The organism is Pseudomonas sp. NFACC05-1 (assembly GCF_900100135.1).
In the GTDB taxonomy this organism is placed as follows: Bacteria; Pseudomonadota; Gammaproteobacteria; order Pseudomonadales; family Pseudomonadaceae; genus Aquipseudomonas; species Aquipseudomonas fluorescens_Q.
Genome location: NZ_FMTR01000007.1, coordinates 1 through 25,226, shown reverse-complemented (window position 1 = coordinate 25,226; position 25,226 = coordinate 1). Strand labels below are relative to the sequence as shown.

The 25,226-nt window shown below is 61.6% G+C and carries 19 protein-coding genes and 1 pseudogene; 14 read left to right on the top strand and 6 right to left on the bottom strand.

Going from position 1 to position 25,226, the window contains the following annotated elements:
- Window positions 1–18: 18 nt before the first annotated feature.
- The 11 genes and pseudogenes from BLO97_RS32290 to BLO97_RS12935 form a co-directional block, all read left to right on the top strand.
- Window positions 19–1,101 (top strand): annotated as a pseudogene (locus tag BLO97_RS32290) (cache domain-containing protein); the annotation flags it as partial.
- 6 nt (window positions 1,102–1,107) lie between these two features.
- Window positions 1,108–1,962, top strand: coding sequence for a methyl-accepting chemotaxis protein (locus BLO97_RS32285; protein ID WP_371103548.1), 855 nt, complete (start codon window positions 1,108–1,110; stop codon window positions 1,960–1,962).
- 494 nt (window positions 1,963–2,456) lie between these two features.
- Window positions 2,457–3,449, top strand: a complete 993-nt coding sequence (locus BLO97_RS12975; RefSeq protein ID WP_092346132.1) for a SphA family protein — start codon at window positions 2,457–2,459, stop codon at window positions 3,447–3,449.
- Window positions 3,450–3,504: 55 nt separating this feature from the next.
- Complete coding sequence (locus BLO97_RS12970; protein WP_092346130.1) at window positions 3,505–4,686, top strand: MFS transporter; 1,182 nt, start codon at window positions 3,505–3,507, stop codon at window positions 4,684–4,686.
- Between the two features lie 35 nt (window positions 4,687–4,721).
- A complete protein-coding gene (locus BLO97_RS12965) occupies window positions 4,722–6,170 on the top strand; it encodes a carotenoid oxygenase family protein (RefSeq protein ID WP_092346128.1) in 1,449 nt (482 codons plus the stop codon).
- 318 nt (window positions 6,171–6,488) lie between these two features.
- Entirely contained in the window at window positions 6,489–7,340 is an 852-nt protein-coding gene (locus BLO97_RS12960; RefSeq protein WP_092346126.1) for a fumarylacetoacetate hydrolase family protein, read from the top strand.
- A gap of 2 nt (window positions 7,341–7,342) precedes the next feature.
- Complete coding sequence (locus BLO97_RS12955) at window positions 7,343–8,164, top strand: IclR family transcriptional regulator (RefSeq protein WP_092346124.1); 822 nt, start codon at window positions 7,343–7,345, stop codon at window positions 8,162–8,164.
- A gap of 21 nt (window positions 8,165–8,185) precedes the next feature.
- Window positions 8,186–9,832 carry a bifunctional 3-(3-hydroxy-phenyl)propionate/3-hydroxycinnamic acid hydroxylase gene (locus tag BLO97_RS12950; RefSeq protein WP_092346122.1) on the top strand — a complete coding sequence of 549 codons (1,647 nt, stop codon included), beginning with the start codon at window positions 8,186–8,188 and terminating at the stop codon, window positions 9,830–9,832.
- A gap of 22 nt (window positions 9,833–9,854) precedes the next feature.
- A complete protein-coding gene (locus BLO97_RS12945; RefSeq protein WP_092346120.1) occupies window positions 9,855–10,703 on the top strand; it encodes a VOC family protein in 849 nt (282 codons plus the stop codon).
- 73 nt (window positions 10,704–10,776) lie between these two features.
- Window positions 10,777–12,255, top strand: coding sequence for an aldehyde dehydrogenase family protein (locus BLO97_RS12940; protein WP_092346118.1), 1,479 nt, complete (start codon window positions 10,777–10,779; stop codon window positions 12,253–12,255).
- Window positions 12,256–12,343: 88 nt separating this feature from the next.
- Window positions 12,344–13,342, top strand: coding sequence for a helix-turn-helix domain-containing protein (locus tag BLO97_RS12935; protein WP_092346116.1), 999 nt, complete (start codon window positions 12,344–12,346; stop codon window positions 13,340–13,342).
- Between the two features lie 186 nt (window positions 13,343–13,528).
- Here the strand turns inward: BLO97_RS12935 and BLO97_RS12930 are convergent, their stop codons facing one another.
- Genes BLO97_RS12930 through BLO97_RS12920 form a run of 3 tightly spaced genes read right to left on the bottom strand, consistent with a single transcriptional unit; the run spans window position 13,529 to window position 19,265 of the window.
- Complete coding sequence (locus BLO97_RS12930) at window positions 13,529–14,926, bottom strand: efflux transporter outer membrane subunit (RefSeq protein ID WP_092346114.1); 1,398 nt, start codon at window positions 14,924–14,926, stop codon at window positions 13,529–13,531.
- On the bottom strand, window positions 14,923–18,069 hold the full coding sequence (locus BLO97_RS12925) for an efflux RND transporter permease subunit (protein WP_092346112.1): 3,147 nt from the start codon (window positions 18,067–18,069) through the stop codon (window positions 14,923–14,925). Before BLO97_RS12925 ends, BLO97_RS12930 begins: the two co-directional genes overlap by 4 nt.
- Before the next feature lie 2 nt (window positions 18,070–18,071).
- Window positions 18,072–19,265, bottom strand: coding sequence for an efflux RND transporter periplasmic adaptor subunit (locus BLO97_RS12920; protein WP_092346110.1), 1,194 nt, complete (start codon window positions 19,263–19,265; stop codon window positions 18,072–18,074).
- 112 nt (window positions 19,266–19,377) lie between these two features.
- Between BLO97_RS12920 and baeS the strand changes: the two genes are divergently transcribed.
- Entirely contained in the window at window positions 19,378–20,796 is a 1,419-nt protein-coding gene (gene baeS, locus BLO97_RS12915; RefSeq protein ID WP_092346108.1) for a sensor histidine kinase efflux regulator BaeS, read from the top strand.
- 2 nt (window positions 20,797–20,798) lie between these two features.
- Window positions 20,799–21,482, top strand: a complete 684-nt coding sequence (locus tag BLO97_RS12910; protein WP_092346106.1) for a response regulator — start codon at window positions 20,799–20,801, stop codon at window positions 21,480–21,482.
- A 21-nt stretch (window positions 21,483–21,503) separates the two neighbouring features.
- On the opposite strand, the gene BLO97_RS12905 is transcribed toward BLO97_RS12910, so the two are convergent.
- From BLO97_RS12905 to BLO97_RS12895, 3 genes are all read right to left on the bottom strand, one after another.
- A complete protein-coding gene (locus BLO97_RS12905; RefSeq protein WP_092346104.1) occupies window positions 21,504–21,953 on the bottom strand; it encodes a hypothetical protein in 450 nt (149 codons plus the stop codon).
- Window positions 21,954–22,060: 107 nt separating this feature from the next.
- Window positions 22,061–23,323, bottom strand: a complete 1,263-nt coding sequence (locus BLO97_RS12900; protein ID WP_092346102.1) for a sensor histidine kinase — start codon at window positions 23,321–23,323, stop codon at window positions 22,061–22,063.
- Window positions 23,320–24,003, bottom strand: coding sequence for a response regulator transcription factor (locus BLO97_RS12895; protein ID WP_060738151.1), 684 nt, complete (start codon window positions 24,001–24,003; stop codon window positions 23,320–23,322). Before BLO97_RS12895 ends, BLO97_RS12900 begins: the two co-directional genes overlap by 4 nt.
- A gap of 225 nt (window positions 24,004–24,228) precedes the next feature.
- On the opposite strand from BLO97_RS12895, the gene bamA reads away from it, so the two are divergent.
- Window positions 24,229–25,226 (top strand): outer membrane protein assembly factor BamA (bamA, locus tag BLO97_RS12890; RefSeq protein ID WP_092346100.1); only part of this gene is annotated, 998 nt, incomplete at its 3' end.

The window sequence follows — 25,226 nt, the reverse complement described above, 5'->3', positions numbered from 1 at the left end:
TATTCCGCGGGAGAAGTCATGAATATCAAACAGAAGCTGACATGGGCGTTCGCGACCATCGCCTGCCTTCCGGTTATCCTGGTGGCGGTGCTTGTCGTGCTGAACCTGCGCGACGCCGCAAAAGCCAACTTCCTGGACAGCAGTGGTCGTGAGATTCGCCAGATCGACAACGGCATGAAGCAGTTTTTCGATGGCATCAGCCAGAACGTCGAGTTCTTTGCCAAGGATCCGCGCATCGTCGCCGCCAAAGACCTGAAAAACTATTCCGGCGCCGACGCCGCGCAGACTCCCCTGCCGGAAAACAACAAGCAGCTTTTGGAGATCTTCGACAGATTCGCCAAGAGCCATCCAACCACCGCCTATCTTTCCGTGGGGTTGGCCGATGGCGGCTACGCCAGTTGGCCTGACGATCCCAAGATCTCCAACTACGACCCACGCGTGCGTCCATGGTACAAGGCAGCCGTCGCCTCGCCCGGCAACACCGTGCGTACTGACGCCTACTACTGGGCGCCGGACGACGTGTCGCTGATCGGGATCGTACACACGATTGCCGACGCCAGCGGCAAGCTGGTGGGCGTTGTGGGCCTGGACGTGTCGCTCAAGCAACTGACCGAACTGGTCAAGAACATCAAGCTGGGTGAAAGCGGCTACCTGATGCTGGTCGAAGCCAACGGCAACGTCCTGGTGGACGCTGCCGATGCCAAGCACAACTTCAAACCGCTGGCCGACCTTGGGCCCAACTATGCCGAGCTGGCCAAAAGCAGCGATGGCGTGACCCAGATCGAAATCGACGGCGTGCCCTACATGGCCAACGTGGTCAGCTCCAAAGGGTTGGGCTGGCGCTTCATCGGCCTGATCAAACGCGATGAAGTGATGGCCGGGGCTTCGAGACTGACTTGGCTGATCGCCGCCATTGCCGCCGTACTGGCCGTGGTGTTCGCTTTGGTGGGCGCCAGTTTCGCCAGCGTCATCGTGCGGCCGATTCGCGGCGTAGCCAATGGCCTGCAGGAAATCGCCGAAGGTGAAGGCGACCTCACCCGCAAGCTCACCGTACAAGGCAAGGACGAAACAGCCACCCTGGCGGGCTGGTTCAACCAGTTCCTGGGCATGATCGCGCAACTGATGCAGCGCATCGGCAGCGCCTCTTCCGACCTGCAAACCGCCGCAGCCGATACCAGCCACGTGGCCCAGAACATGAACGACGCTGCCGGGCGCCAGCGCCAGGCCGTGGAACTGGTGAGCACCGCGTTCAACGAAATGGTCGCCACCGCCAACGAAGTGGCCCGCTCTTGCAGCCAGGCCGCCTCCAGTGCGGACGAAGGCTATCGTGACGTGCACGACGGCCAGCATCACATCGGCGAAGCCACCGGCAGCGTGATGAAACTGAGCGACGACCTGCAAAAGTCGACCCAGACCATGCAGGCGCTGGAACAAGACAGCAAGAACATCAACACCATCCTCGACACCATCCGCTCGATCGCCGAACAGACCAACCTGCTGGCCCTCAACGCCGCCATCGAAGCCGCGCGGGCCGGCGATCAAGGTCGCGGGTTTGCCGTAGTGGCTGACGAAGTCCGGGCGCTGGCAAGGCGTACCGCCGATTCCACCGGCGAGATCGACAGCCTGCTGGGTAACCTTGCTCGTCGCACCCAGGAAGTCACCCAGCAGATGCAAAGCAGCCTGCAGGTGTCGCAAACCAGCGTGGAACGCATCCAACAGGCCCGCGACAGTTTCGACAAGATCCGCAACTCGGTGGACTCGATTCGCGACCAGAACACCCAGATCGCCACGGCGGCAGAGGAACAGCACCAGGTGGCCGAAGACATCAACCGGCACATCGCGCAGATCCATGCCGATGCCCAGTTGGTCGAGGAATTCGCCCACTCGGCGCAGACCGGCTCGGGGCGTCTGACGGATATTTCCGGGCAGCTCAAGGGCTTGGTGGGGCGCTTCAAGTTCTAAACCGGGCTTACGTCCACTGAAGATCAAATGTGGGAGCGAGCTTGCTCGCGAATGCGTGGTCACAACCAATGAATATGCTGGATGTGCCGGCCTCTTCGCGAGCAAGCTCGCTGGTAGCTCGCCGAACACCAACAGGCCAATCAGCGTGGCAAATACCAGCAGGGTGTAGTTGAACGGCTGGGATGTAGCCCCAGTACTGTTCCCGCCAAAGCGAACGTCATCAGAGCAAAAACCGCATACAAGGCATGCTTCTCAGGCAAGCCAAGATAACGCAGGCTGAATCCAACAACGCGATTTCGCCCACGCCAACCAGGGCATGAGTTATCTGGAGAAAGGGTTCTGGCGGCTGAGCAACTCGCTCGGGTTTCTCCCGGTTCATGGCGCTCCCAGTCAACTCTGGCCGTTGCGCTCAAGCATCACCCACCACCGGGTCTTAAAGTCGAAGTGCCAGGGGACATTCCCCCGCTCACAATTCCAAGAATAGAGCCACTTCAATGAGCCTGACCAAATCCCTGCCAGTGTGCCTGGCACTCAGCTTCGCGTCATTTGCCGCCCATGCCGCCGATGGCCCTCCTCCACCTTCCGTAAGCCAACCCAGCGGTATCAACCTGGGCGGCACCAGCTTCTACGACGGGTTTGCGGGGCCACCCGGGCTGACTCACCAGACCTACCTGAAGTTCAGCACCGCCAGCAGCATCAGGACCAACGGCGGCAAGAAAAACGGCGCCTTCGATGACCCGAAAATCAATGTCATCACGATGATCAATCAGTTGAGCTACTACTCACCCGACACCTTCGCGGGAGGGGCACACCTGGGTTGGAGCCTGTTGGTACCCGTCGTGTCCCTGGACGGCGACTTCGGCGACAACGGCGCCAAGCTCAAGGACAACGCTACCGGCCTGGGCGATGTCACGGTCGGGCCACAGATCCAGTTCGATCCGATCGTCGACGCCAGCGGCCGGCCGGTTTTCGTGCAGCGCATGGCCTTCGACACCATCCTGCCAACAGGCAAGTACGACAAAGATAAAGACCTGAACCCTGGCTCCAACCACTTCTCCCTGAACCCCTACTGGGCAGCGACCTGGATGCCGGCACCCCGTTGGGAGGTGAGTTGGCGACTGAACTATCTGTACAACTTCAAGAACGACGATCCGGCGAGCAGTTCGCAGCAGTTCTTTGAAGGGCAAGCGGTGCGCGACACCCAGTCAGGACAGTCGGCATGGGCCAACTTCACCGCCTCGTACGAAGTATTCCCGAAGGTCTCGGTCGGCATCAACGGCTACTACTTCCGGCAGATCTCGGATGACAAGGTCAACGGCAACACCCTGACCGACTCCCGGGAAAAGGTGCTGGGCTTTGGCCCGGGACTGTTCTGGAAAATCACCGAAGACAAAGCCTTCTGGCTCAACACCTATAAAGAAACCGGCGTCGAGAATCGCTCCCGAGCGGATTACCAGGTGCAGGTTCGCTACGTCCACAAGTTCTGATTGACGTGTAGGCCAGCTCACGCATGAGCGGGCTCTTGACCTGAGGTGATGCTTCATGAACGCACTCGACTCCATCGACAGCAAAAAATCACTGGGCGCCATCTGCCTGATGATGGTCATTTCCCTGGGGACACTGCAGATCCAACCGATCCTGGGCGGTGCCTTGATCGACCAACTCGGCCTGCCGCTCAATGCAATCGGCGCTCTTTTCGCCGCTGAACTCATGGCGATGGCCATCGCTTGCGGGGTCTGCGCCCTGTTCATGGCGAGCGTCGACCGGCGTCGCTTCGCCCTGGTGGCCTTGTTGATCCTGGCATTGGGTAACCTGGCCAGCACACAACTGCACAGCCAGGCCGGACTGGTCATTTCCAGGATGATCTGCGGCGCCAGCGGCGGCGCGGTCATGGCGGTTGTCTATGCCACCGCAGCGCTGCGTACATCCAAGGATGCGACCTTCGCGGTCATCAACATCGGCAACCTGCTGTGGGGCATGCTGCTGGTGACCTCCATGCCGCTGGTCCTTCAAGCATTTGGTGTGAATGGCGCGTTTTCCCTGTTGGCGATCACCAGCGTGCTCGCGGCGCTGGGTTGCTGGAGAGTGCCCAAGCGCTACCCGGACGCCCATCGCGCGGCCAATGGCTCGACCCAGCCATTCGGTCTCACCGCGATGCTGTTGATCCTGCTGTTTGCCCTGCTGTTCTTCGGCCACTCCGCCCTGTGGGTGTACCAGGAACGCATCGGCAGGAACATCGGCCTGGAGCCCCAGCAGATTGGCGGCATCCTCGGCGGCAGCATCCTCGCCGGTGCCCTTGGCGCCGGGCTGGCCGGGCTGATCGGACGACGCCTGGGCCTACTGTTTCCGCAACTGTTGAGCTTCGGCACGGCATTGCTGGCGACCTTGATCATGGTCTATGGCACCAGCCCCGTTGCCTTTATCACCACGGCCTGCCTGATCCATATGGTCTGGTTTTTCAGCCTGCCCTACCTGCTTTCCATGGCAGCGGAACTGGACCCTTCCGGCCGATTGGCAGGCCTGGGTAACGCTGCGATTTTCATCGGTCAGGGACTCGGCCCGTTTGGCGCCGCACTGGTCGTGGGCGAGGGACACTTGCGCGCGGTCGGATGGCTGGCCGCCTCAGCCTATCTGCTAGCCTTGGTGATCTCGTGCCTGGTCGTTGCACGCTTTCGCCGCGGCGTGAAGCCCTCCGGGCCGGCAATGTCCCCGCAATCGGCCTGAACATGAACAAACACGCACATTGACGAGATTGCCCGATGAGTATTCCATTCCCTCAAACCCCTGAATTTTCCGGTGCTCTCTACACGCCCAGCCGCGTGGAAGCAGAGGTGTTCGATCTTGAGATCGAAGGCATCCTGCCTGTTTCGATCTGTGGGACTTTTTATCAGGTGGCGCCAGACCCGCAGTACCCCCCCATGCTGGGTAACGACATTTTTTTCAACGGCGACGGCGTGGTTAGCCGCTTCAACTTTGCCAATGGCAAAGTCTCGATGCGACGCCGCTACGTGAAAACCGATCGCCTGCTGGCCCAGCGCCGTGAAGGGCGTTCGCTCAACGGCGTCTATCGAAACGTCTACACCAATGACCCCCTCGCGGCGAAAAACAACACCACCGCCAACACCACCGTTATCCCTCACAACGGCGTCCTGTTGGCGCTCAAGGAAGATGCCCTGCCTTGGGCGATGGACCTCGAAACCCTGGAGACCCTCGGCGAATGGAGCTTTGACGGGCAGATCAAAGCCGCGACGTTCACTGCCCACCCCAAGCTCGATCCGGTGACAGGCAACCTGCTGGCCTGCAGTTATGAGGCCAAAGGCGACGGCACGCCCGACCTGGCCTATTTCGAAATCTCGCCGGACGGAAAACTGCTGCACGAGATCTGGTTCCAGGCGCCTTATGCGGCGATGGTGCATGATTTCGCGGTGACCGAACGCTACGTCGTGTTCCCGTTGATTCCGTTGACGGTGGACGTCGAACGCATGAAAAACGGCGGGCCACATTTCCAGTGGCAACCCGACCTGCCCCAGCTGTTCGCCATCGTGCCGCGCAACGGGCGTGGGCAAGATGTGCGTTGGTTCAAGGGGCCCAAGGACGGTTTCCAGGGGCATACGCTCAATGCGTTCGATGAGGACGGCAAGGTGTATGTGGACATGCCGGTCACCGGCGGGAATATCTTCTACTTCTTCCCTCAGGCCGACGGCTACGTACCACCGCCTGAAACCCTGGCCGCCAGCCTGATGCGCTGGACCTTCGACCTGAATGGCGCGCAGGAGGACGTTCAACCGCAGCCACTGACGGCATATCCCTGCGAGTTTCCACGGTGTAATGATCGCTACATCGGTCGGAAATACCGGCATGGGTTCCTGCTCGCCTTTGACCCTGAGCGGCCTTACAGCCCGGCGAATGGACCGATGCCCTTCCAGTTTTTCAACCTGCTGGCCCATCTGGACCTGCAGACAGGCCGCACCGACGCCTGGTTTCCCGGCGACAGCGGATGCTTCCAGGAACCCATCTTCATACCGCGCTCGGCGGATGCAGAGGAAGCCGATGGCTACGTGGTTGCCCTGCTCAACCTCATTGCCGAAGGGCGCAGTGAACTGGTGGTGCTGGACACCCGTGACATGGCCAGCGGCCCCATTGCCCGGATCAGGATTCCCTTCCGGATGCGCATGTCGCTGCATGGCTGCTGGGCACCGAGCGATTAAACGCAAATCCCCTGTGGGAGCGGGCTTGCTCGCGAAGGCGGCGGTACAGTCGACATCGATGTCGCTTGTGATGCCGTCTTCGCGAGCAAGCCCGCTCCCACAGGATTAGAGCCTTTCCAAACCTCTCACAACACCCTGCCAACTGCGGTTGGCTGCCCGCTACCTCTCCCTCTGCTCCCCAGGTCCGCCAAAGGTACAGCCTCGCCAAAAATACATAAATTCCATATTTTAGGATTTTTGTATAAATCCTACTTTACAGGATTTTATAGCAAGACTAGATTAACCCTCATTGCACCCTCCCTCTCTCCAGGAACCGCCATGAAACTCGCAAGCTTTATTGTCCAAGGCCGTAGTAGCTACGGTGTGGTCGAAGGTGATCAAGTCATCGACCTGGAATCGCTCAAGCCAACCCTTGGCAGCGATCTCAAACAGGCCATCGGCCACAACCGCCTGAACGAACTGGGCGCCGCGCGCCTGGCACGCCTGCCGCGTATCCCCTTGGCTGACGTGACGTTCCTGCCGGTGATCCCGAACCCAGGCAAAGTGCTGTGCATCGGTATCAACTACGCCACCCACGTGCGCGAAACCGGTCGGGAAATGCCGACCTATCCGATGATTTTTACCCGCTTCGCCGACAGCCAGACCGCCCACTTGCAACCCATCGTTCGCCCGACCGCGTCCCACAAACTTGATTTCGAGGGCGAACTGGCGGTGGTGATCGGTAAAACGGCCCGTCACGTCAAACACGCCGACGCGCTGGACTACGTCGCCGGTTATGCCTGCTACAACGACGGCAGTGTCCGCGACTGGCAGAAGCACACCATTCAGTTCGTCCCCGGCAAGAACTTCCCGAACACCGGCGGTTTCGGCCCCTGGCTGGTGACCGGCGACGAGATCGGCGACCCGCAGGACCTGGAATTGACCACCCGCCTGAATGGCGAAGTGATGCAGCACACCCGCACCAGCGACATGATTTTCGATGTGCGCCAGCTGATCGAATACTGCTCCACCTTCACCGAACTGGCCCCCGGCGATGTGATTGTCACTGGCACCACTGGCGGCGTCGGGGCGTTCCGCGAGCCGCCGGTGTGGATGAAACCAGGCGACGAAGTCGAGATCGAGATCGCTCGAATCGGCACCCTGCGCAACAGCATCGTGGACGAGCAATAAGCATGGAAAACCTACACACCCCTGACGCCCTGCCCGAGCCGGATGGCGACAGCAAAGGCTCGAGCCTGGAGCGCATGCTGCGGGTACTCGACCTGTTCACCGAACAGAGCCCGATCTGGGCGGTGGACGACATGGGCGGCGCCCTGGGTTTTACCCGTTCGACGATCTACCGCTACGTGCGCGAATTGGCCGAAGCCAACCTGTTATTCCAGGTCGAAGCCGGGCGTTATGCCTTGGGCGCGCGAATCATTACCTGGGACCGCCAACTGCGCCTGAGCGACCCCCTCGTACGCGCCGCGCAATCGCTTGAGCCCAGCTTCCCGCAGTGGAGCGAACAACAGGTGTGGCTGATCTGCCGGCTGTTCAAGGACCAGGTTGTGTGCATTCACCAGCACGGGGACCTGTTCAGTGAGGTCAGCTACTCCCGTGGTTCACCCAGGCCCTTGTTCCTGGGAGCGACGTCCAAGGCGATCCTCGCCAACATGACCTCGCGCCAACACAGCCAGCTGTTCCTCGATCACCCCGATGAAGTGCGCGCCAGTCAACTTGGCCAGACCTGGGAAGCGTTTCGTCGCTCGTTGCAGCAACTGCGTCGCCAAGGCTATGTGGCCAGCGCAGGTGAAGTCGACGCGGGCGTCTATGGCCTGGCCGCGCCGATCTTCGACGGCGATGGCAAGGTCGTCGGCAGCATCAGTTGCGTGCGCCCGGTACGAGAACGCGACAGCGCCCAGGAAGAGACACAAGGGCAACAGATCCTTGCCCTTGCGCAGGAACTGTCGCAACGCATGGCTGCGCTCGCCAACCGCGCCAAGCCACTGGGCTGAGCCATCCGGAAGGGAATAACAATGACAACCCTCAAACGCATCAACACCCAGGTCCTGATCATCGGTGCCGGCCCTACCGGGCTGACCCTGGCCAACCTGCTCGGCCAAGCCGATGTGGACACCCTGATCATCGATCGCAAGCCGGGCACCGTGACCGAGCCCCGGGCGGTTTCAATCGATGACGAATCCTTGCGCACCATGCAGGCCATCGGGCTCGATGCCGCCGTGCTGCGTGATGTCGTGCCCGGCTACGGCGTGCATTACTTCACCCGGCCCGGCGGTCGCTGCTTCGGAAAGGTCGAGCCGACCGGCAAGCTGTATGGCTTCCCCAAGCGCAACGCGTTTCGCCAACCGCTGTTTGAAAACACCCTCAGGCGAGGCCTCGAACGTTTTGCCAGCCTGACGGCTCGGTTCAGCCACGAGCTGGTGGAATTCACCCAGGACCCACACGGCGTATGCGCGCGGGTGCGTGACGCCGAAGGGCAACTGGTGGAAGTCCACGCAGCTTACCTGGTGGCCTGCGACGGTGGCCGTAGCCCGGTGCGCAAGCAGCTCGGGATCGAGATGGTCGGTTCGAGCTTCTCCTCGCGCTGGCTGGTGGTCGATACCGACCAGGACGACGACCCCTTCTGGCAGACCCGTGTGTATTGCGACGCCAGGCGTCCGGTGGTCGAAGTGCCCGGCCCTCACCGTACGCGCCGATTCGAGTTCCTGCTCAAGCCCGGAGAAACGGACGAACAGATGCTCGACGAAACCTGTCTGCAAGCATTGCTGCGCCCCTTCAAGGGTGACGCGCCGGTTTCCATCGTGCGCAAGACGGTCTACACCTTCCATGCCCGGGTCGCCGAGCGGTGGCAGGTGCAGCGGGTGTTTCTCGCCGGCGACGCCGCTCACCTGACCCCGCCCTATGCCGGGCAAGGCATGAACAGCGGCGTTCGCGATGCCCACAACCTGGGCTGGAAGCTGGTCGGCGTGCTGAAGGGAAAAATGGCGGAAAGCGCACTGCTGTCCTACGAAAGCGAGCGTCGTGATCATGCATGGGCATTGATCAAGTTGGCCTTGAACCTCGGCGTGGTCATGGCACCGGCCACCGTCCTGCGTGCTCGCCTGATCAGTGGCGCATTCGCCTTGGTCGGCCTGTTGCCACCGTTGCGCGATTACTTCCTGCAAATGCGCTTCAAGCCCAAACCCCGCTTCACCCGGGGCCTGGTGCTGACCGAGGGACAAGCAGGCACGTTGTCCTGCGGACAGATGTTCCCGCAACCGATGCTCACCGACGCCCACGGCCAAGAACGCCTGCTCGATGACGCCATCGGCGCCGGCTTCGCCTTGATTCAATACGGCGACCCGACCCGCCAGCGTATCGATGAACTCAAGCATGGCCTCTGGAGCCACCTTGAAGCCAGGCGCATCCTGATCCTGCCCGCGTCCGTCCAGGCCATGCCGTCGATCCCCGGCTGCACGGTGCTCCAGGACCGTAAAGGCCAGCTCAAAACCCTGCTGGGCGATTCACACCCGTTCCTGCTGCTGCGCCCGGATCGCTACATCGCCGCGATTTTCGACAAGGCCACCGAAACCCCGGCCGCCGAATCGTTGCAGTCGCTGTTCGGCATCGCCGAGGCCCACAGCAGCGCAATCGAGCCGAGCATCGCGCCCGTCTTTCATTAAACCTTCAAGCACAGAGGTGGTTATGCAAACACTCCAGACTTCCACACCTGCACGCCTGTGCTACCTGCACCTGGCGAGCAAGGACGCGCAACGGCAAATCGATTTCTATCGACGGATGCTGGACATGGACAGCCAGGCGCAAGCCGATGGCAGCTGGATGCTCAGCGGCCCGCAACGCGCCATGCTCGTGTCTCCCGCCGACCACAGTGGCCTGCTCGCGGCGGCGTTCGACCTGGGCAGTCAGCCTCGCCTGCAAGCACTGCGGATTCGCCTGCTCGGCAACGGCTGTTTCATCGAAGAGCTCGACTCGCCACTGCTCGAAACGGGGGCTTTCCTGATCCGTGATCCCCAGGGCCGGCAAACGATATTTGGCGTCGCTCACCCCGCTCTCCAGGCCTCGGGCCAAGGCATGCCCGGCCGCTTGCAACACGTGGTGTTCCAGACCACGGAGCTGGAAGCCATGATCGATTTCTACGTCAACACGGTGGGCTTCACTGTTTCGGACAACGTCGTGGATGAGCAGACCGGCCAACTGATGACGTGCTTCCTGCGCTCGGACGACGAGCACCACACCTTGGCGTTTTTCCGCGGTTCGAAAAACGAGTGGGATCACCACTGTTACGAAACCAACGAATGGAATGACATCCGCGACTGGGGTGATCGCTTCGCCAAGGAACGCATCACCATTTTCTTCGGGCCCGGCCGACATGGGCCGGGCAACAACCTGTTTTTCATGGTGGTCGATGCTGATCGCAACCGCCTGGAGTTCTCGGCTGAGCTGGAAGTCACCGATGCCAGCCGCCAGCCCGGCGTCTGGGCACAAGAGGAATACACACTCAATTCCTGGGGCCGCGCCTGGATCAGGAGCTGAGCAATTTCCCCATCGGCGTTTGCACCCTTGATTTCTAAACGAGGCGATCACCTGCCTCCAAAGGTAAAAGACCATGACGACTCAACCGCTCGCGCCCTACGCCATCAACGGCGACCAATACATCAACGGCACCTGGCGTGCAGGACGCTCCGCACGCCGCCTGGACGACCGCAACCCCTTCAACGGCGAACAACTGCTGGCGATGCCCCTGGCCTCGATTGCCGATCTCGACGACGCCTATCAGGCGGCGCAAAAGGCGCAGGCAGCGTGGGCACAACTGCACCCCACCCAGCGCGGCGCACAACTTGAAAAGCTCGCCCAGGTCATCCAGAGCCGCCGCGAAGAAATCATCGACTGGCTGATCCACGAATCCGGCAGCACCCGGATCAAGGCGAGCATGGAATGGCAGTTCACGCTTAACCTGGTGCGCGAATGCACGACGATGCCGATGCAGGTCGAAGGTCGGATCCTGACCAGCTACAAGCCCGGCGAACAGAGCTTTGTCTTCCGTGAGCCCTTGGGTGTGGTGGGCGTCATCAGCCCATGGAATTTCCCGCTGTACCTGAGCATGCGCTCGGTGGTGCCGGCACTCGCCCTGGGCAACACGATCGTGCTCAAGCCCGCCAGCGACACAGCAGTGACCGGCGGCCTGCTGATTGCCCACCTGTTCGAAGAGGCCGGCTTCCCCGAGGGCTCGCTCAACGTGGTGGTCGGCGCGGGCTCGGAAATCGGCGATGCTTTTGTCGAGCACCCTGTGCCGAGCCTGATTTCCTTCACTGGTTCGACGGATGTGGGACGCAATGTCGGCCGTATTGCCACCGGTGGCAAACACATCAAGCGCGTGGCCCTGGAACTGGGCGGCAATGCGCCGCTGGTGGTGCTGGATGACGCCGACATTGACGTTGCGGCGCACGCTGCGGTGGTCGGGCGTTTCCTGCACCAGGGCCAGATCTGCATGAGCGTCAACCGAGTGATTGTCGACCGCTCGCTGTATGCCGATTTCGCGTCGCTGGTGGTGGAGCGCGTGCGCAACCTCAAGACGGGTGATCCGACCAAGGCAGACACGGTGATCGGGCCAGTGGTCAATCAGAGCCAGCTCGATGGCCTGCTGCGCAAGCTCGACGGCGCCCGGAGTGCCGGCCTCAAGCAACTGTGCGGCGGCCCGGCATCCGGGCTGGTGCTGCCTGCCCATGTGTTCGGTGAAGTGGGAGCCGATCAGGAACTGGCCCGCGATGAAACGTTCGGCCCCCTGATGCCGCTGCTGGTCGCAGAAAACGAAACCCATGCATTGGCGTTGGCGAACGCCAGCGAGTATGGCCTGTCCAGTGCCGTGTTCACCCGGGACATGGCCCGTGGCTTGAACTTCGCCCGTGGCATTGTGGCGGGCATGACCCATATCAACGACATCACCGTCGATGACCAACCCAATGCCCCGTTCGGCGGTGAAAAGAATTCCGGCCTCGGGCGCTTCAACGGTCACTATGCCCTGGATGAATTTACTCGTGCCCATTGGGTGACCTGGCAGCCCGGAGGCCATCACTACCCGTTCTGAGTCTGTGGCAACCTTGATCAGGCCCGGATCGGGCAAATCGACCCCTTTGCCCGATCCGTCAGAAAACAATAATAAATAGAGGCGAAAAATGAACCATTTAGCCTGCGTGTCCACCGATCAGGTTGTTCGCTCCGACCGCCTGATGAAATGGAAAGAGTTCATGAGCGATCACCTGGGGCGTACGCCGGACTATATAAAACGGCTGGAATCGACGTTCATCGACCCGTTGCATGACAGCAACTTCCAGGGCCGGCTGGAGTACGGGGACCTGGGCCAGTTGCGTTTCTGTCGAATGACCGCCAGCGCCCATCGATATTCGCGCCACCTGAGCAAGGCGGTCGACGCCCTCGATACGCCGCGCATGTTGATCATGCAGGTGGCTGGCGTCAGTCATTTCGAGCAGGGCCAGCAAAGCAGCGTGCTGGCCCCTGACGAAATGCTCCTGGTGGACTGCGGTAAACCGTTCAACGTAACCAGCACGCAAGGCTGCGAACATTTCATCCTGCTGTTCCAGGGGGCGTCCGGGCAGTTCGCGCAAACCGCCGACATGCACCTTAATGGTCGCAATGGACTGGGGCGGATGCTCATGCACCTGATCAGCGATGCCTATAACCAATATCCCTTGCTGAACAACCATTCGGCCGGGCTGATCGGTGACAGCATCACCGGGCTGCTGGATAACGCGCTGAAGAACAAACAGGAAGAAAAGCAACTCGAACACGACTTCCGCTTCTTCAAGCAGAACCGCCTCAAGGCGTACATCGAGCGCCACCTGGGCGACCGCGACCTGACCATCGAACGCATCGCCAACGCCGAACAGTGCTCGGTACGCAGCCTGCACCGCGCGTTCCAGGATGAACTGGGGTGCAGTGTCAGCGAATACATCTGGCAGCGGCGCCTGTCACGTTGTGCCGAGGACCTGCGCAACCGGGAGCACGCCCACCGCTCGCTCACCGAGATCGCCTACGCCTGGGGCTATGGCAGCAGCTCCCACTTCAGCCGGCATTTCAAATCGACGTTCGGCATGTCGCCCCGGCTGTTCCGCGACACCGCGAGCGACAGCCGGGAGAAATCGACGGCGGCTTGAGCCTGGTTCCAATTCATCTGTGTTCACCACAAATCTCCTGTGGGGGCTGAGCTTGCTCGCGATGGCGGTGGGTCAGTTGGCAGGGATGGTGAATCTGCTGACGCTATCGCGAGCAAGCTCGGCTCCCACAAGGGGGCTTGGCGCTCACAGACACTCCTCTCACAGGTACTCCTCCCAGAGCACTCCTTAATTCCAGCCGCCGCCCATCACCTTGTACAACGTCACACGGTTGCTCTGCTCGGTCAGGCGCAAGGTGATCAGGTCCTGCTGCGCGCTGTACAGAGAGCGCTGGGCGTCGAGGGCTTCGAGATAGCTTTGCGAACCACCACGGTACAAAGCGTCGGAGAGTTCGAAGCTCTTGCGGCTGGCGTCGGTCAACGCCTGTTGGGCCTCGATACGGCGATCCAGCGTGCTGCGATCCGCCAGGGCATCGGCCACTTCCTTGAAGGCGCTCTGCAGTGTTTGCTGGTAGGTCTGCACCTGGATCTCGCGCTCGGTCTTGGCCGAGTCCAGCGTCGCGCGGTTACTGCCGGCATCGAAGATCGGCAGGCTGATGCTCGGGGCAAACGTCCAGGCGCCACTGCCGGACTTGAACAGGCCAGACAGGGCCGAGCTTGAGGAACCGGCATTGGCCGTCAGGCTGATGCTGGGAAAGAACGCCGCACGGGCGGCACCGATGTCGATATTGGCCGACTTGAGCGTGTGCTCGGCGGCCAGCACATCGGGGCGTCGTTGCAACAGGCTGGAAGGCAGCTCTGCCGGCACCTGCACCAGCGCCGCGGCCGATTCCAGGTAAGCACCCGGCAACAACTCTTCGGGGATGTCGCTGCCCACCAGCAGCCGCAGGGCGTTGCGATCCTGCAGGATCTGGCTTTCATACGCCGCTGCATCGACCCGCGCCGACTCCACGGTAGTTTGCGCCTGGGCCACGGACAGACCGGAGGAGCCGCCCAGGGCGTGGCTGCGTTGAGTCAGTTCGTAGGTCGCCTGCTGGCTGCGCAAGGTCTCCTGGGCCAAGTGCAGACGCTCGTTGTCGGCCGCCAGGGTCAGCCAGGCCGTCGCCACTTCGGCCACCAGGCTGATCTGCGTGCTGCGTCGGGTTTCGGTCAAGGACAGATAGTCCTCCAGGGCTTCGTCCTGAAGGTTCTGCACCCGTCCGAACAGATCCACTTCATAACTGCTCAACCCCAGTTGCGCACTGTAGTCATGGGTGGTGGCCGCCGAGCCTGTGTTGGACAACGAGCCAGGCGTGCGACTGTGAGTGCCACTGACACTCGCATCGATCGAAGGCAAGGACTCGGCGCGCTGGATGCGGTACTGCGCCTGGGCCTTTTCAACGTTCAGGACCGCCAGGCGCAGGTCGCGGTTGTTGCTCAGCGCCAGGGACTGCAAGCGCGCCAGGCGGCTGTCGGTGAAAAAATTCTGCCACTCGATGTCGGCACTCACCTCACCCTTGGGCGTGCTGGCCGCCGGCAGCCATTGCTCGGAGACTGGCGCCTCAGGGCGTTCATACTGCGGCGCCAGATTCATGCAGCCACCGAACAGCGTGAGGATGGCCAGCAATGGCCAGCGAAACTTGATCATGCGTCACCTGACTGGGCGGATGGAACAGAGGTCGAAACCGTGGAAACGCGGCCGAAACGCCGGCGAATCTGCACAAAAAACAAAGGAACGAAGAAGATCCCCAACACCGTGGCGGACAACATGCCGCCCAGCACACCGGTACCAATGGCCTGACGTCCGGCGGAACCGGCACCGCTACTCAGGGCCAGGGGCAATACGCCGAACATGAAGGCCAGGGACGTCATGAGAATCGGCCGCAGGCGTTGGCTCACAGCGATCAATGTCGCTTCGCGCAAGCTATTGCCCTGCTCTTGCAGGTGCTTGGCGAACTCGACGATCAGAATGGCGTTCTTGGCGGCCAATCCCACGGTGGTCAACAGCCCGACCTGAAAATACACGTCGTTGCTCAAGCCACTGACACGCGTAGCCAGCACCGCACCCACCACCCCCAGCGGCACCACCAGCATCACCGAGAAAGGCACCGACCAACTCTCATAGAGCGCAGCGAGGCAGAGGAACACGAACAGCACCGAAATCCCGTACAGCAACGGCGCCTGCGAACCGGAAAGGCGCAACTGATAGGACTGCCCCGTCCATTCGTAGCCGATACCCTCCGGCAATTGTTTGACCAGCGCTTGCACCGCATCCATGGCGTCCCCGGAACTGACGCCGGGCGCCGGATCGCCAACCACCTCCAGCGAGGCGTTGCCGTTGTAGCGCTCCAGCAACGGCGAGCCGTAGCTCCAGGAACTGCTGGCGAACGAAGAAAACGGCACCATTTCATCGTTGCTGTTGCGCACGAACCAGTGCTCCAGGTCAGCCGCCTGCATCCGCGCCGCAGCCTCACCCTGGACGTAGACCTTCTTCACCCGCCCCTGGTTGAGGAAGTCATTGACATAAGTGCCGCCCAACGCCGTGGACAGCGTGGTGTTGATGTCGCTGGTGCTCAGGCTCAAGGCCCCGGCCTTGCGATCATCGATGCTGACCTTGAGCTGCGGCGCGTCGTCCAGGCCATTGCTGCGTACCCCGAGCAAGCGAGGGTCCTGGTTGGCCAGCTCGATGAGTTTTTCCCGTGCCGCCACCAGCGTGTCATGCCCCAGGCCGGCGAGGTCCTTGAGTTGCAGGTCGAAGCCGGACGTCTGCCCCAGACCGCGCACGGCCGGCGGTTGCATGACGAACACATTGGCATCGCCGATGCTCGACAGCGCCATAGTCGCGCGCTGGGCGAAGGACGCCGCATCCTGCCCCGCCCCCGTGCGCTCGCTCCAGTCCTTGAGCCGGATAAAGGCACGGGCGCTGTTCTGGCTGTTGCCGTTCATGCCCAGGCCGGAAATGCTGATCAGTGCTTCGACTTCCGGCTGTTCGAGCAGGTAGCTTTCTAACTGCTTGACCACCGCTTGCGTGCGGCTGTCCGTGGCCCCGACGGGTAGCTGCACCTGGGCCATGAGAATGCCTTGGTCTTCGTCCGGCAGGAACGAAGTCGGCAGGCTGAAATATCCGACGGCCATCAGCAGCAGCACCAGCCCATACACCAGCCAGCCAACGCGCCCGCGCTGCAAAATGCCCCCCACCTGCCGTTTATAGGCCTCGGCAGCACGCTCGAACGTGCGGTTGAACCAGCCGAAGAATCCACGTTGAGCGCCATGGCCCTGACCATCGGACGGCTTGAGCAAGGTCGCGCACAATGCCGGCGTCAGCGTCATGGCGACGAGTACCGAGAGCACCATGGCCGAGACGATGGTGACCGAAAACTGCCGGTAGATAACGCCTGTGGAGCCGCCAAAAAACGCCATGGGAATGAACACCGCACTGAGCACCAGGGCGATGCCGACCAGGGCGCTGGTGATTTCATCCATCGACTGGCGCGTGGCGTCCAGGGCCGAGAGCCCCTGCTCGCCCATTACCCGCTCGACGTTCTCCACCACCACAATCGCGTCGTCCACCAATAGGCCGATGGCCAGGACCATGGCGAACATGGTCAGGGTATTGATCGAATAACCGAACAGCGCCAGCACGCCGAATGTCCCCAGCAGCACCACCGGCACCGTGATCGCGGGGATCAACGTGGCCCGCAGGTTCTGCAGGAAAAGGAACATGATCAGCACCACCAGGACAATCGCCTCACCCAGTGACTTGACCACTTCTTCGATGGACAGGCTGACAAAGGGCGTGGTGTCGTAGGCAATCACGTTCTTGAGTTGCAGCTCCGTCGGATAGAACGGCTCAAGCTCCTTGAGCTTGGCCTTCACCGCCTCACCGACGTTCAGGGCGTTGGCCCCGGCGGCGAGCTGGACGCCCATGGCGGCAGCGGGTTTGCCGTTGAGAGCAGAGCTGACATCGTAGCTTTCACTGCCCAATTCGACCCGCGCCACATCTCCAAGCAGCACCACCGCACCGTCACTGGTGGACTTGACCACCACATTGCGAAACTCCTCGACGGTTTGCAGCTTGCTGCGGGCGCTGATGGTGGCGTTCAACTGCTGACCTTTCACCGCCGGCATGGCGCCGAGCTGACCGGCAGAAACCTCGGTGTTCTGCGCCTCCAGGGCCGTGCTGACATCCGAAGGCATCAGCGCGTATTTTTCCAGCAGGGCCGGGTCCAGCCAGATACGCATGGCATAGCCGGAGCCCAATGTCTGCACATCGCCGACACCGTCGATGCGGCTGATGGAATCGAGCAAGGTGCTGGAAATGTAATCGCCGATCTGCGTGCCGGTGACGCTCGGATTGTCGGAGGCCAGGGCGGCAATCATCAGGAAGTCCGAACCGCCCTTGGTCACGGTCAGCCCCTCGCTTTGCACCGACTGCGGCAACCTCGACTCGGCCTGTTGCAGCTTGTTCTGCACCTGCATCTGGGCCACGTCCGGGTTGGTGCCGGCGGTGAAGGTCAGGCTGATGCTGGCGCTGCCGTCCGAGCTGCTGGAGGCCGACATGTAGGTCAGGTTGTCCAGGCCCTTCATTTGCTGTTCGATGACCTGGGTCACCGAGTCTTCCACGGTCTTGGCCGAGGCGCCGGTGTAGGTCGCGGAAATGCGCACCGTCGGCGGCGCGATGTCCGGGTACTGTTCCAGGGGCAACTGGCTGATGGACAAGGCGCCAGCGAGCATGATGACGATGGCGATGACCCAGGCGAAAATCGGTCGGTCGATAAAGAAACGCGCCATGTTCAGCCCTCCTGCGCGATGGCAACAGGCGTCGCTTTCTGCGTACGGCTGCGGGTACCGGTATTCTGTGCCACGACGGTTTCACCGACCCGGACCTTCTGCCCCCCCTCGACAATCACCTGGTCTCCCGCGTTCAGCCCCGCCGTGACCCACCACTGGTTATCCACGGCGCGGTCGATGGTCAGCATGCGCTGCTCGACTTTGCCGTCGACCACCACCAGCACCGAAGTCGCACCGCTGGCACTGCGGGTCACCGCCTTCTGTGGAATCAGGATGGCCTTGTCATCCCGCGCCTGCTCCAGCACCGCCCGCACGTACATGCCCGGCAGCAACAGCCGGTCCGGGTTGGCGATTTGCGCCCGCAGGGTCACCGTGCCCGTGCCCTCATTGACGCTGACCCCACTGAACTTCAAGCGACCTTCATGGGCATAGGTGCTGCCGTCATCGAGCTTGAGGCTGATCCGCGCTTCACCTTCGCCATTGCTCTGCAGCACACCGCTGGCCAGGTCACGCTTGAGCCGCAACAGTTCGGTGGTCGACTGGGTGACGTCTACATACATCGGGTCCAACTGCTGCACGGTGGTCAGTGCGCTGTCCTGGTTGGCCACCACCAGCGCGCCGGGCGTGACCGTCGAGGTTTCGACGCGCCCACTGACGGGGGAACTGATGCGGGTATACGCCAGGTTGATGCGTGCGGTGTCGACATCGGCCTGGGCCACTTGCACTTCCGCTTCGGCGGTCATCAGGTTGGCCTGGGCATCCTCGTTGTCCTGCTGGCTGATGGCATCGATCTTTACCAACTGGGCGTCACGCTTGGCCGTGGCCTGGGCCGACTTCAAGGTGGCGCGTGCCTTGGCGAGGTTCGCCTGGGCCTCAGCCAATGCGGCCTTGTAAGAGGAAGCATCCAGTTGATACAGCGCCTGTCCGGCCTTGACCTCGGCCCCTTCGACAAACAACCGCTGCTGGACGATACCGCCGACCTGCGGGCGTATCTCGGCGACCATGAACGCCTGGGTGCGTCCGGCCAGCTCAGTGGTCAGCGCCTGACTTTGCGGCTGCACGGTGATCACCGAGACCTTGGGCGGTTCGGGTGTGGGTGCCGACTCGCCGGAGCAACCGCCCAACATGAACAAAACGATCAAGCACACCAGGATGGCGGCGGTCACCAGGGATTTGGCGAATAATTTGGTCGACATAAATGCCTCTGCAAGACGGATGGTTCAAGCCAGGCGCCATACTGCGAGGCAAATGTGCAGGAAAATTGAAGATTGCCCGCCACCCTTGAATCTTCATCGCACCAGGGCCTAAATGGTCGGGCCATTCATCGAACTGCCCGAGCCCATGAAACTGAGCATCTCCACCAAGCTGTTTATTGCCGTCATGGCCAGCGTGCTGTTTGTCATCCTGAGCATGGGGGCGGCCAACGGCTGGAGCTTTGGCAACGGTTTTCTCGACTACCTCAACGAACAGGCCCTGTTGCGCATGAAGCCGGTGCTCCCCCGCCTGGCCAACGCCTACGAGCGCGAAGGCGACTGGGAATTCCTGCGCAACCAGCCGGATCGCTGGTTCGAGCTCCTGCGCCCGGAACCGGGCGAAAACACCACCCACCCAGAGCGCCCCCCCATGCCGATGTCCGACCTGACCGGGGCGGTGTTTCGCATCGCCCTGCTGGATCAGCAGAAACAGTTGGTCATGGGCTACTCGGCGATTGCCGACGACGCCCTGATGCGCCCGATCGAGGTCGCCGGCAAAACCGTCGGCTGGCTGGCGGTGACGCCGTTCCAGAACGTGACCGAAGCTGGCGGTGAACGCTTTCGTCAGTATTTGGTGCGCACCAGCCTGGCCGTGGGCGTGCTCTCGTTGCTGTTGGCGATGCTGATTGCCTGGTGGATCGCCCGTACCCTGCTTGACCCGGTCAAGCGAGTGGCCGCCGCCACGCACCGGTTGGCCGCCGGGGAATACAGCAACCGCGTGTCGGTGGCCTCCAATGACGAAGTCGGTCAGTTGGCCCGAGACTTCAACCAGTTGGCGTATACCCTGGAACGCAACGAAAAAATGCGCCGGGAGTTCATGGCCGATGTGTCCCACGAACTGCGCACCCCGTTGTCGGTATTGCGTGGTGAGCTGGAAGCCATCAAAGACGGCGTGCGCCCCCTCGACTCGTCCTCGATGAAATCGCTGCAAGGCGAAGTCGGCATGCTCAGCAAACTGGTGGATGATCTGTACGAACTGTCCCTGGCCGATGTCGGCGCGCTGACTTACCGCAAGAGCGAATGCGATCTCAACGAACTGCTGGACGGGTGCGTGGCGATGTTCCAGGAGCGCTGCAATGCCCGGCATCTGCGTTTGGAGCTGGAATTGCCGACAACGCCGCTGCAGGTCGAAGCCGACCCCAAGCGCCTGCAGCAACTGTTCGGCAATCTGCTGGAAAACGCAGTGCGTTATACCGACGAGGGTGGCGTGCTGCGCATTCGTGCCGCCAGCGAGGACGACGTCGTACGCATCGATTTTCTCGACTCTGGCCCCGGGGTCGATGCGGCTCAACTGCCGCGGCTGTTCGAGCGTTTTTACCGCGGCGAAACCTCACGCAATCGCGCCAGTGGCGGCGCCGGCCTGGGACTGGCCATCTGTCACAGCATCGCCCTGGCCCATGGCGGCAGCCTCAGCGCCGAGCACTCGCCGTTGGGCGGCCTTTGGCTGACCCTGCGCCTGCCACGGAATGCCTGAACATGACCCATGACAGCCCGATCCTGATCGTCGAAGACGAACCCAAGCTGGCCGCATTGATGCGCGACTACCTGATCGCCGCCGGCTATGCGACCCAGTGCCTGGACAATGGCCTTCAAGTGGTGCCGGCGGTACGGGCCAGCGAGCCGCGGTTGATCCTGCTCGACCTGATGCTGCCGGGGCGCGACGGCCTGCAAGTGTGCCAGGAGCTGCGCAGCTTCAGCGCCGTGCCGATCATCATGATCACCGCCCGCGTGGAGGAAGTCGATCGCCTGCTCGGGTTGGACCTGGGGGCCGACGATTACATCTGCAAACCCTTCAGTCCGCGTGAAGTGGTAGCCAGGGTCAAGGCGATCCTGCGGCGCAGCCCGCAACTTCTCGTCACCGCGCCAGCCCGGCTGCTGATTGACGAAGACCGCTACCAGGCGTCACTCGATGGCATCGCCCTGGACCTGACGCCCTTGGAACTGCGCCTGCTCAGTACACTGGCCCAGTCCCCGGGGCGGGTGTTTTCCCGGGATCAATTGCTCAATCGGATCTATTCCGATCATCGGGTGGTCACTGATCGCACCGTCGATAGCCATATCCGTAATCTGCGGCGCAAGCTCGAACAGGCTTGCCCAGGAGAGCAGCCGATCGAGTCGTTGTATGGCGTGGGTTATCGGTTTCAGCTCGGCGAATCCTGAAGCGTCGCGTTGAAATCGAGCTTATTGTTCTGCCGAATAGATAACGGTTTGCGCACCGTCACCCCCAGCAGGCTGACGAGTGAAGTAGGTGTCGCCTTCGTCTGTCTGGATCTCGTAGTCGGCCTTGCTGGCGATCCGGCTCGATGCATCGGTGTGCTTGATGATTTTCAGCACCCGCTGGAACTTCACGCCTTGCGTGCCGTTCTGGGCCGGGCCGGTGAGTACATTGACTTTCTGGAACCAGCCCTTCTGCTTTTTGTTCGACACCAGGGTGCCGCTCAGTGCTTCAAAACGCTCAAGACGGGTAAATCCCCAGAGAGTCTGTTCCTCGACCACCTTGCCCGGGGTGGCGGAACCGGTGAAGACAAACAGGTTAAGGCTCGGATTGTCTTCGCAGAAGAAGTCATAAGGCACCAGACCGTCGACCATTCTCTTGCCGGGAACGAAACCCTTCTTATGAACCAGAAACATGAGCACCTCCACGCTGAAACACCAGCAAACGCTGAGTAAGTTTGAGCGCAAAGTCTACTGGGGAGGGGCGTACAGGGCCGTCAAGTCAATGTAATATCGTGTAAAGATCACCCCCTACGAGGCAAGCTGATTTCCACCGTCAGCCCACCGGACGGCTCGTTGCGCGCCAGGATGGTGCCACCGTGAATGTCCACGGACCTTGAGGCAATGGCCAGGCCCAGGCCGAAGCCGGCACTGACTTCGTTCAAGCCACGTTCGAACGGGTTGAAGATGCTCTGTAGTCGCGAATGTTCAACACCCGCGCCCTGATCGCTGATCTGCACCGTCAAGCCATCTGCGACGCCATTGACCTTCGCCACGACCATCACCGTGGTGTTTGGCCGGGTATGACGCACCGCGTTTCGAATGACGTTCTCGAAACACCGATACAACAGCTCACCGCTGACCCGACTGACAAACGCCGGGCACGCCTGCAAGGTGACCTGGCAGCCTTTCATTTGCGCTTCGAATCGGGCGTCCTCGACGATCACCGACAGCAACTCGACCACATCGGTTGGTTCGCGCTCGATACTCTCCGGTCGCCCCTGCAGGCGTGCCAGGGTCAACAACGCCTCGATCAGCGTGTCCATGCGCACCGACTCACGGTCGATGCGTTCCACCATTTCCAGGCGAGCTGGATCTTGCTGCAGCAGCCCGATGGCCGCTTGCATGCGGGTCAGCGGTGAGCGCAATTCGTGGGAGATGTCGTGCAGCAAGTGTTGCTGGGCGTCTACCAACAGCTTCAACTGGTTGGCCATTCGGTCGCAGTCTTCGGCCAGATCGACGATCTCATCACGTCGCGCCCCCATGATCGGCTTGACCCGGGTCTCGAAGCGCCCCTGGGCCACGTCACTCATGGCGCGTCGAAGATAGGCCAGCGGCCATGCCAGGTAGAACGCCATGTAACCGCTGAACAGCGCACTCATGACCGTACCGATGATCAACGGCGTCCAGTGACTCGGCCCTCTGTCGCCTTTTTTGTCCAGGGGATGGGATGACTTGAGCGACAGCACGATGCCGTCCTTGCCGATGATCGATCGCTCGTAGGCCGGTTGCGGCACTGGCGTGCCGGCCAACAGCTGACCTGCGCTGTCATAGACGCCAACGGCCTGGTCATCCGGGTGCTCCCACACCGCCAGCAGTTGCCGGCCCGACTCGATGCCAAACTGTCGCAATAGCTGCTCTTCTGTAGCAAGGACCGTTTCCAGATGAGGATCACCCGGCCTGGAACTGCCCATGACCAAGAGGCCCAGCCCGACCAGAAACGTCAAGCTGGTGGCGAGCCAGAACGCCAGGAACAGTTTCCAGAACAGCCGGCTGGGCTTCATCATTCGGCGATCAACAGGTAACCGAGGCCGCGCACGCTCTGGATCCAGGCCTTGGCATCGGGGCGCGGTCCCAGCTTGTGGCGAATGCTGCTGATGTGCACATCGATGCGCCGGTCATAGCGAGTCAAGGGACAGCCCAAGGCATTGAGCGACAGGTTCTGTTTACTCACCACTTGCCCGGCACAGCGGGCCAGTTCCTCGAGCAAACTGAACTCGGTGCTGGTCACCCCCAGCTCGCGCCCCTGCCAGAGCGCCTGGCGCTTGCCGGGCCACAGGACCAGCGGTCCGGTCCTGATCACTTCGCTGGATGGCCGATCCGCTGGCTGCACCCGGCGCATGATCGCCCGCAAACGCGCCACCAGCTCCCCCGGCGAACTGGGCTTGGGCACATAGTCATCGGCGCCCAGCTCCAGGCCGGTGATCTTGTCGATGTTGTCGCCACGAGCTGTCAGCAACACCACCGGCACCTGGCTCACGGCCCGAATGCGCCTGAGCACCTCGATACCCGACAACCGCGGCAGCATCACGTCCAGCACCACGATGCTATAGCGACCGGACAGCGCTTGCACCTCGCCTTCCTCCCCCGTGTGCACGGCAGTCGCCTCAAAGCCTTCGCGCTCCAGGTATTGGCTGAGCATTCCCGTCAGTTCCTGGTCATCGTCGACTAGCAATACAGAGATCATGGGGCGCTCTTGAGTAGGTGTCGGCCCATTATCGCCCGTGTGCCGCGCACCGTCATCGCCGCAGGCCAACCTTTACCTAACTTGACATTGGGTTAACCGCACCAAACGCAGCGAACTTTTATGCTTGCTCGCCACCAGCCCGCTCACTCCCGCGGTGACTCGTCTTGCGGTGAGATATCCGCGTCCACCTACACCACCTGTCGATGTGTCCTGGATAAGATCTTGATGAATTTTTCGCGCCTGCTCTGCTCGGCTGCACTGCTGCTCAATGTCACACTTGCCCACGCCCAAGGCTTCAAGATTTCCGATATTCGTATCAACGGCCTCCAGCGGGTCTCCGCGGGTAGCGTCTTTGGTGCCTTGCCGTTGAACGTCGGTGATAACGCGGATGAGCGGCGCCTGGTGGAGTCCACGCGTGCGCTGTTCAAGACCGGTTTTTTCCAGGACATTCAACTGGGACACGACGGTGATGTGCTGGTCATCACCGTTGTCGAGCGCCCGTCGGTCGCCAGTATCGAGATCGAAGGCAACAAGGCGATCTCCACTGAAGACCTGATGAAAGGCCTCAAGCAATCCGGCCTGGCCGAAGGCGAGATCTTCCAGCGTGCCACCCTCGAAGGTGTACGCAACGAACTGCAACGCCAGTACGTTGCCCAGGGTCGCTACTCGGCCACCGTCGACACCGAAGTGGTGCCGCAACCGCGCAACCGCGTCGGCCTGAAGGTCAATATCAACGAAGGCACCGTGGCAGCCATCCAGCACATCAACGTGGTGGGCAACACGGTTTTCCCTGACGAAGACCTGATCGACCTGTTCGAACTCAAGACCACCAACTGGCTGTCGTTCTTCAAGAACGACGACAAGTACGCCCGTGAAAAACTCTCCGGTGACCTGGAGCGCCTGCGTTCCTACTACCTGGACCGCGGCTACATCAACATGGACATCGCCTCGACCCAGGTGTCCATCACCCCGGACAAGAAGCACGTCTACATTACCGTCAACGTCAACGAAGGCGAGAAATACACCGTTCGTGACGTCAAGCTCAGCGGCGACCTGAAAGTGCCTGAAGACCAGGTCAAGTCGTTGCTGCTGGTGCAGAAGGGCCAGGTGTTCTCGCGCAAGCTGATGACCACCACCTCCGAGCTGATCACCCGCCGCCTGGGTAACGAGGGTTACACCTTCGCCAACGTCAACGGCGTGCCACAGCCGCATGATGAAGACCA

Excerpts from the sequence above, each read along its gene's own strand:
- BLO97_RS32285 (WP_371103548.1), top strand. The coding sequence starts at position 1,108 with ATGATCGCGCAACTGATGCAGCGCATCGGCAGCGCCTCTTCCGACCTG.
- BLO97_RS12975 (WP_092346132.1), top strand. The coding sequence starts at position 2,457 with ATGAGCCTGACCAAATCCCTGCCAGTGTGCCTGGCACTCAGCTTCGCG.
- BLO97_RS12970 (WP_092346130.1), top strand. The coding sequence starts at position 3,505 with ATGAACGCACTCGACTCCATCGACAGCAAAAAATCACTGGGCGCCATC.
- BLO97_RS12965 (WP_092346128.1), top strand. The coding sequence starts at position 4,722 with ATGAGTATTCCATTCCCTCAAACCCCTGAATTTTCCGGTGCTCTCTAC.
- BLO97_RS12960 (WP_092346126.1), top strand. The coding sequence starts at position 6,489 with ATGAAACTCGCAAGCTTTATTGTCCAAGGCCGTAGTAGCTACGGTGTG.
- BLO97_RS12955 (WP_092346124.1), top strand. The coding sequence starts at position 7,343 with ATGGAAAACCTACACACCCCTGACGCCCTGCCCGAGCCGGATGGCGAC.
- BLO97_RS12950 (WP_092346122.1), top strand. The coding sequence starts at position 8,186 with ATGACAACCCTCAAACGCATCAACACCCAGGTCCTGATCATCGGTGCC.
- BLO97_RS12945 (WP_092346120.1), top strand. The coding sequence starts at position 9,855 with ATGCAAACACTCCAGACTTCCACACCTGCACGCCTGTGCTACCTGCAC.
- BLO97_RS12940 (WP_092346118.1), top strand. The coding sequence starts at position 10,777 with ATGACGACTCAACCGCTCGCGCCCTACGCCATCAACGGCGACCAATAC.
- BLO97_RS12935 (WP_092346116.1), top strand. The coding sequence starts at position 12,344 with ATGAACCATTTAGCCTGCGTGTCCACCGATCAGGTTGTTCGCTCCGAC.
- BLO97_RS12930 (WP_092346114.1), bottom strand. The coding sequence starts at position 14,926 with ATGATCAAGTTTCGCTGGCCATTGCTGGCCATCCTCACGCTGTTCGGT.
- BLO97_RS12925 (WP_092346112.1), bottom strand. The coding sequence starts at position 18,069 with ATGGCGCGTTTCTTTATCGACCGACCGATTTTCGCCTGGGTCATCGCC.
- BLO97_RS12920 (WP_092346110.1), bottom strand. The coding sequence starts at position 19,265 with ATGTCGACCAAATTATTCGCCAAATCCCTGGTGACCGCCGCCATCCTG.
- baeS (WP_092346108.1), top strand. The coding sequence starts at position 19,378 with ATGGTCGGGCCATTCATCGAACTGCCCGAGCCCATGAAACTGAGCATC.
- BLO97_RS12910 (WP_092346106.1), top strand. The coding sequence starts at position 20,799 with ATGACCCATGACAGCCCGATCCTGATCGTCGAAGACGAACCCAAGCTG.
- BLO97_RS12905 (WP_092346104.1), bottom strand. The coding sequence starts at position 21,953 with ATGTTTCTGGTTCATAAGAAGGGTTTCGTTCCCGGCAAGAGAATGGTC.
- BLO97_RS12900 (WP_092346102.1), bottom strand. The coding sequence starts at position 23,323 with ATGATGAAGCCCAGCCGGCTGTTCTGGAAACTGTTCCTGGCGTTCTGG.
- BLO97_RS12895 (WP_060738151.1), bottom strand. The coding sequence starts at position 24,003 with ATGATCTCTGTATTGCTAGTCGACGATGACCAGGAACTGACGGGAATG.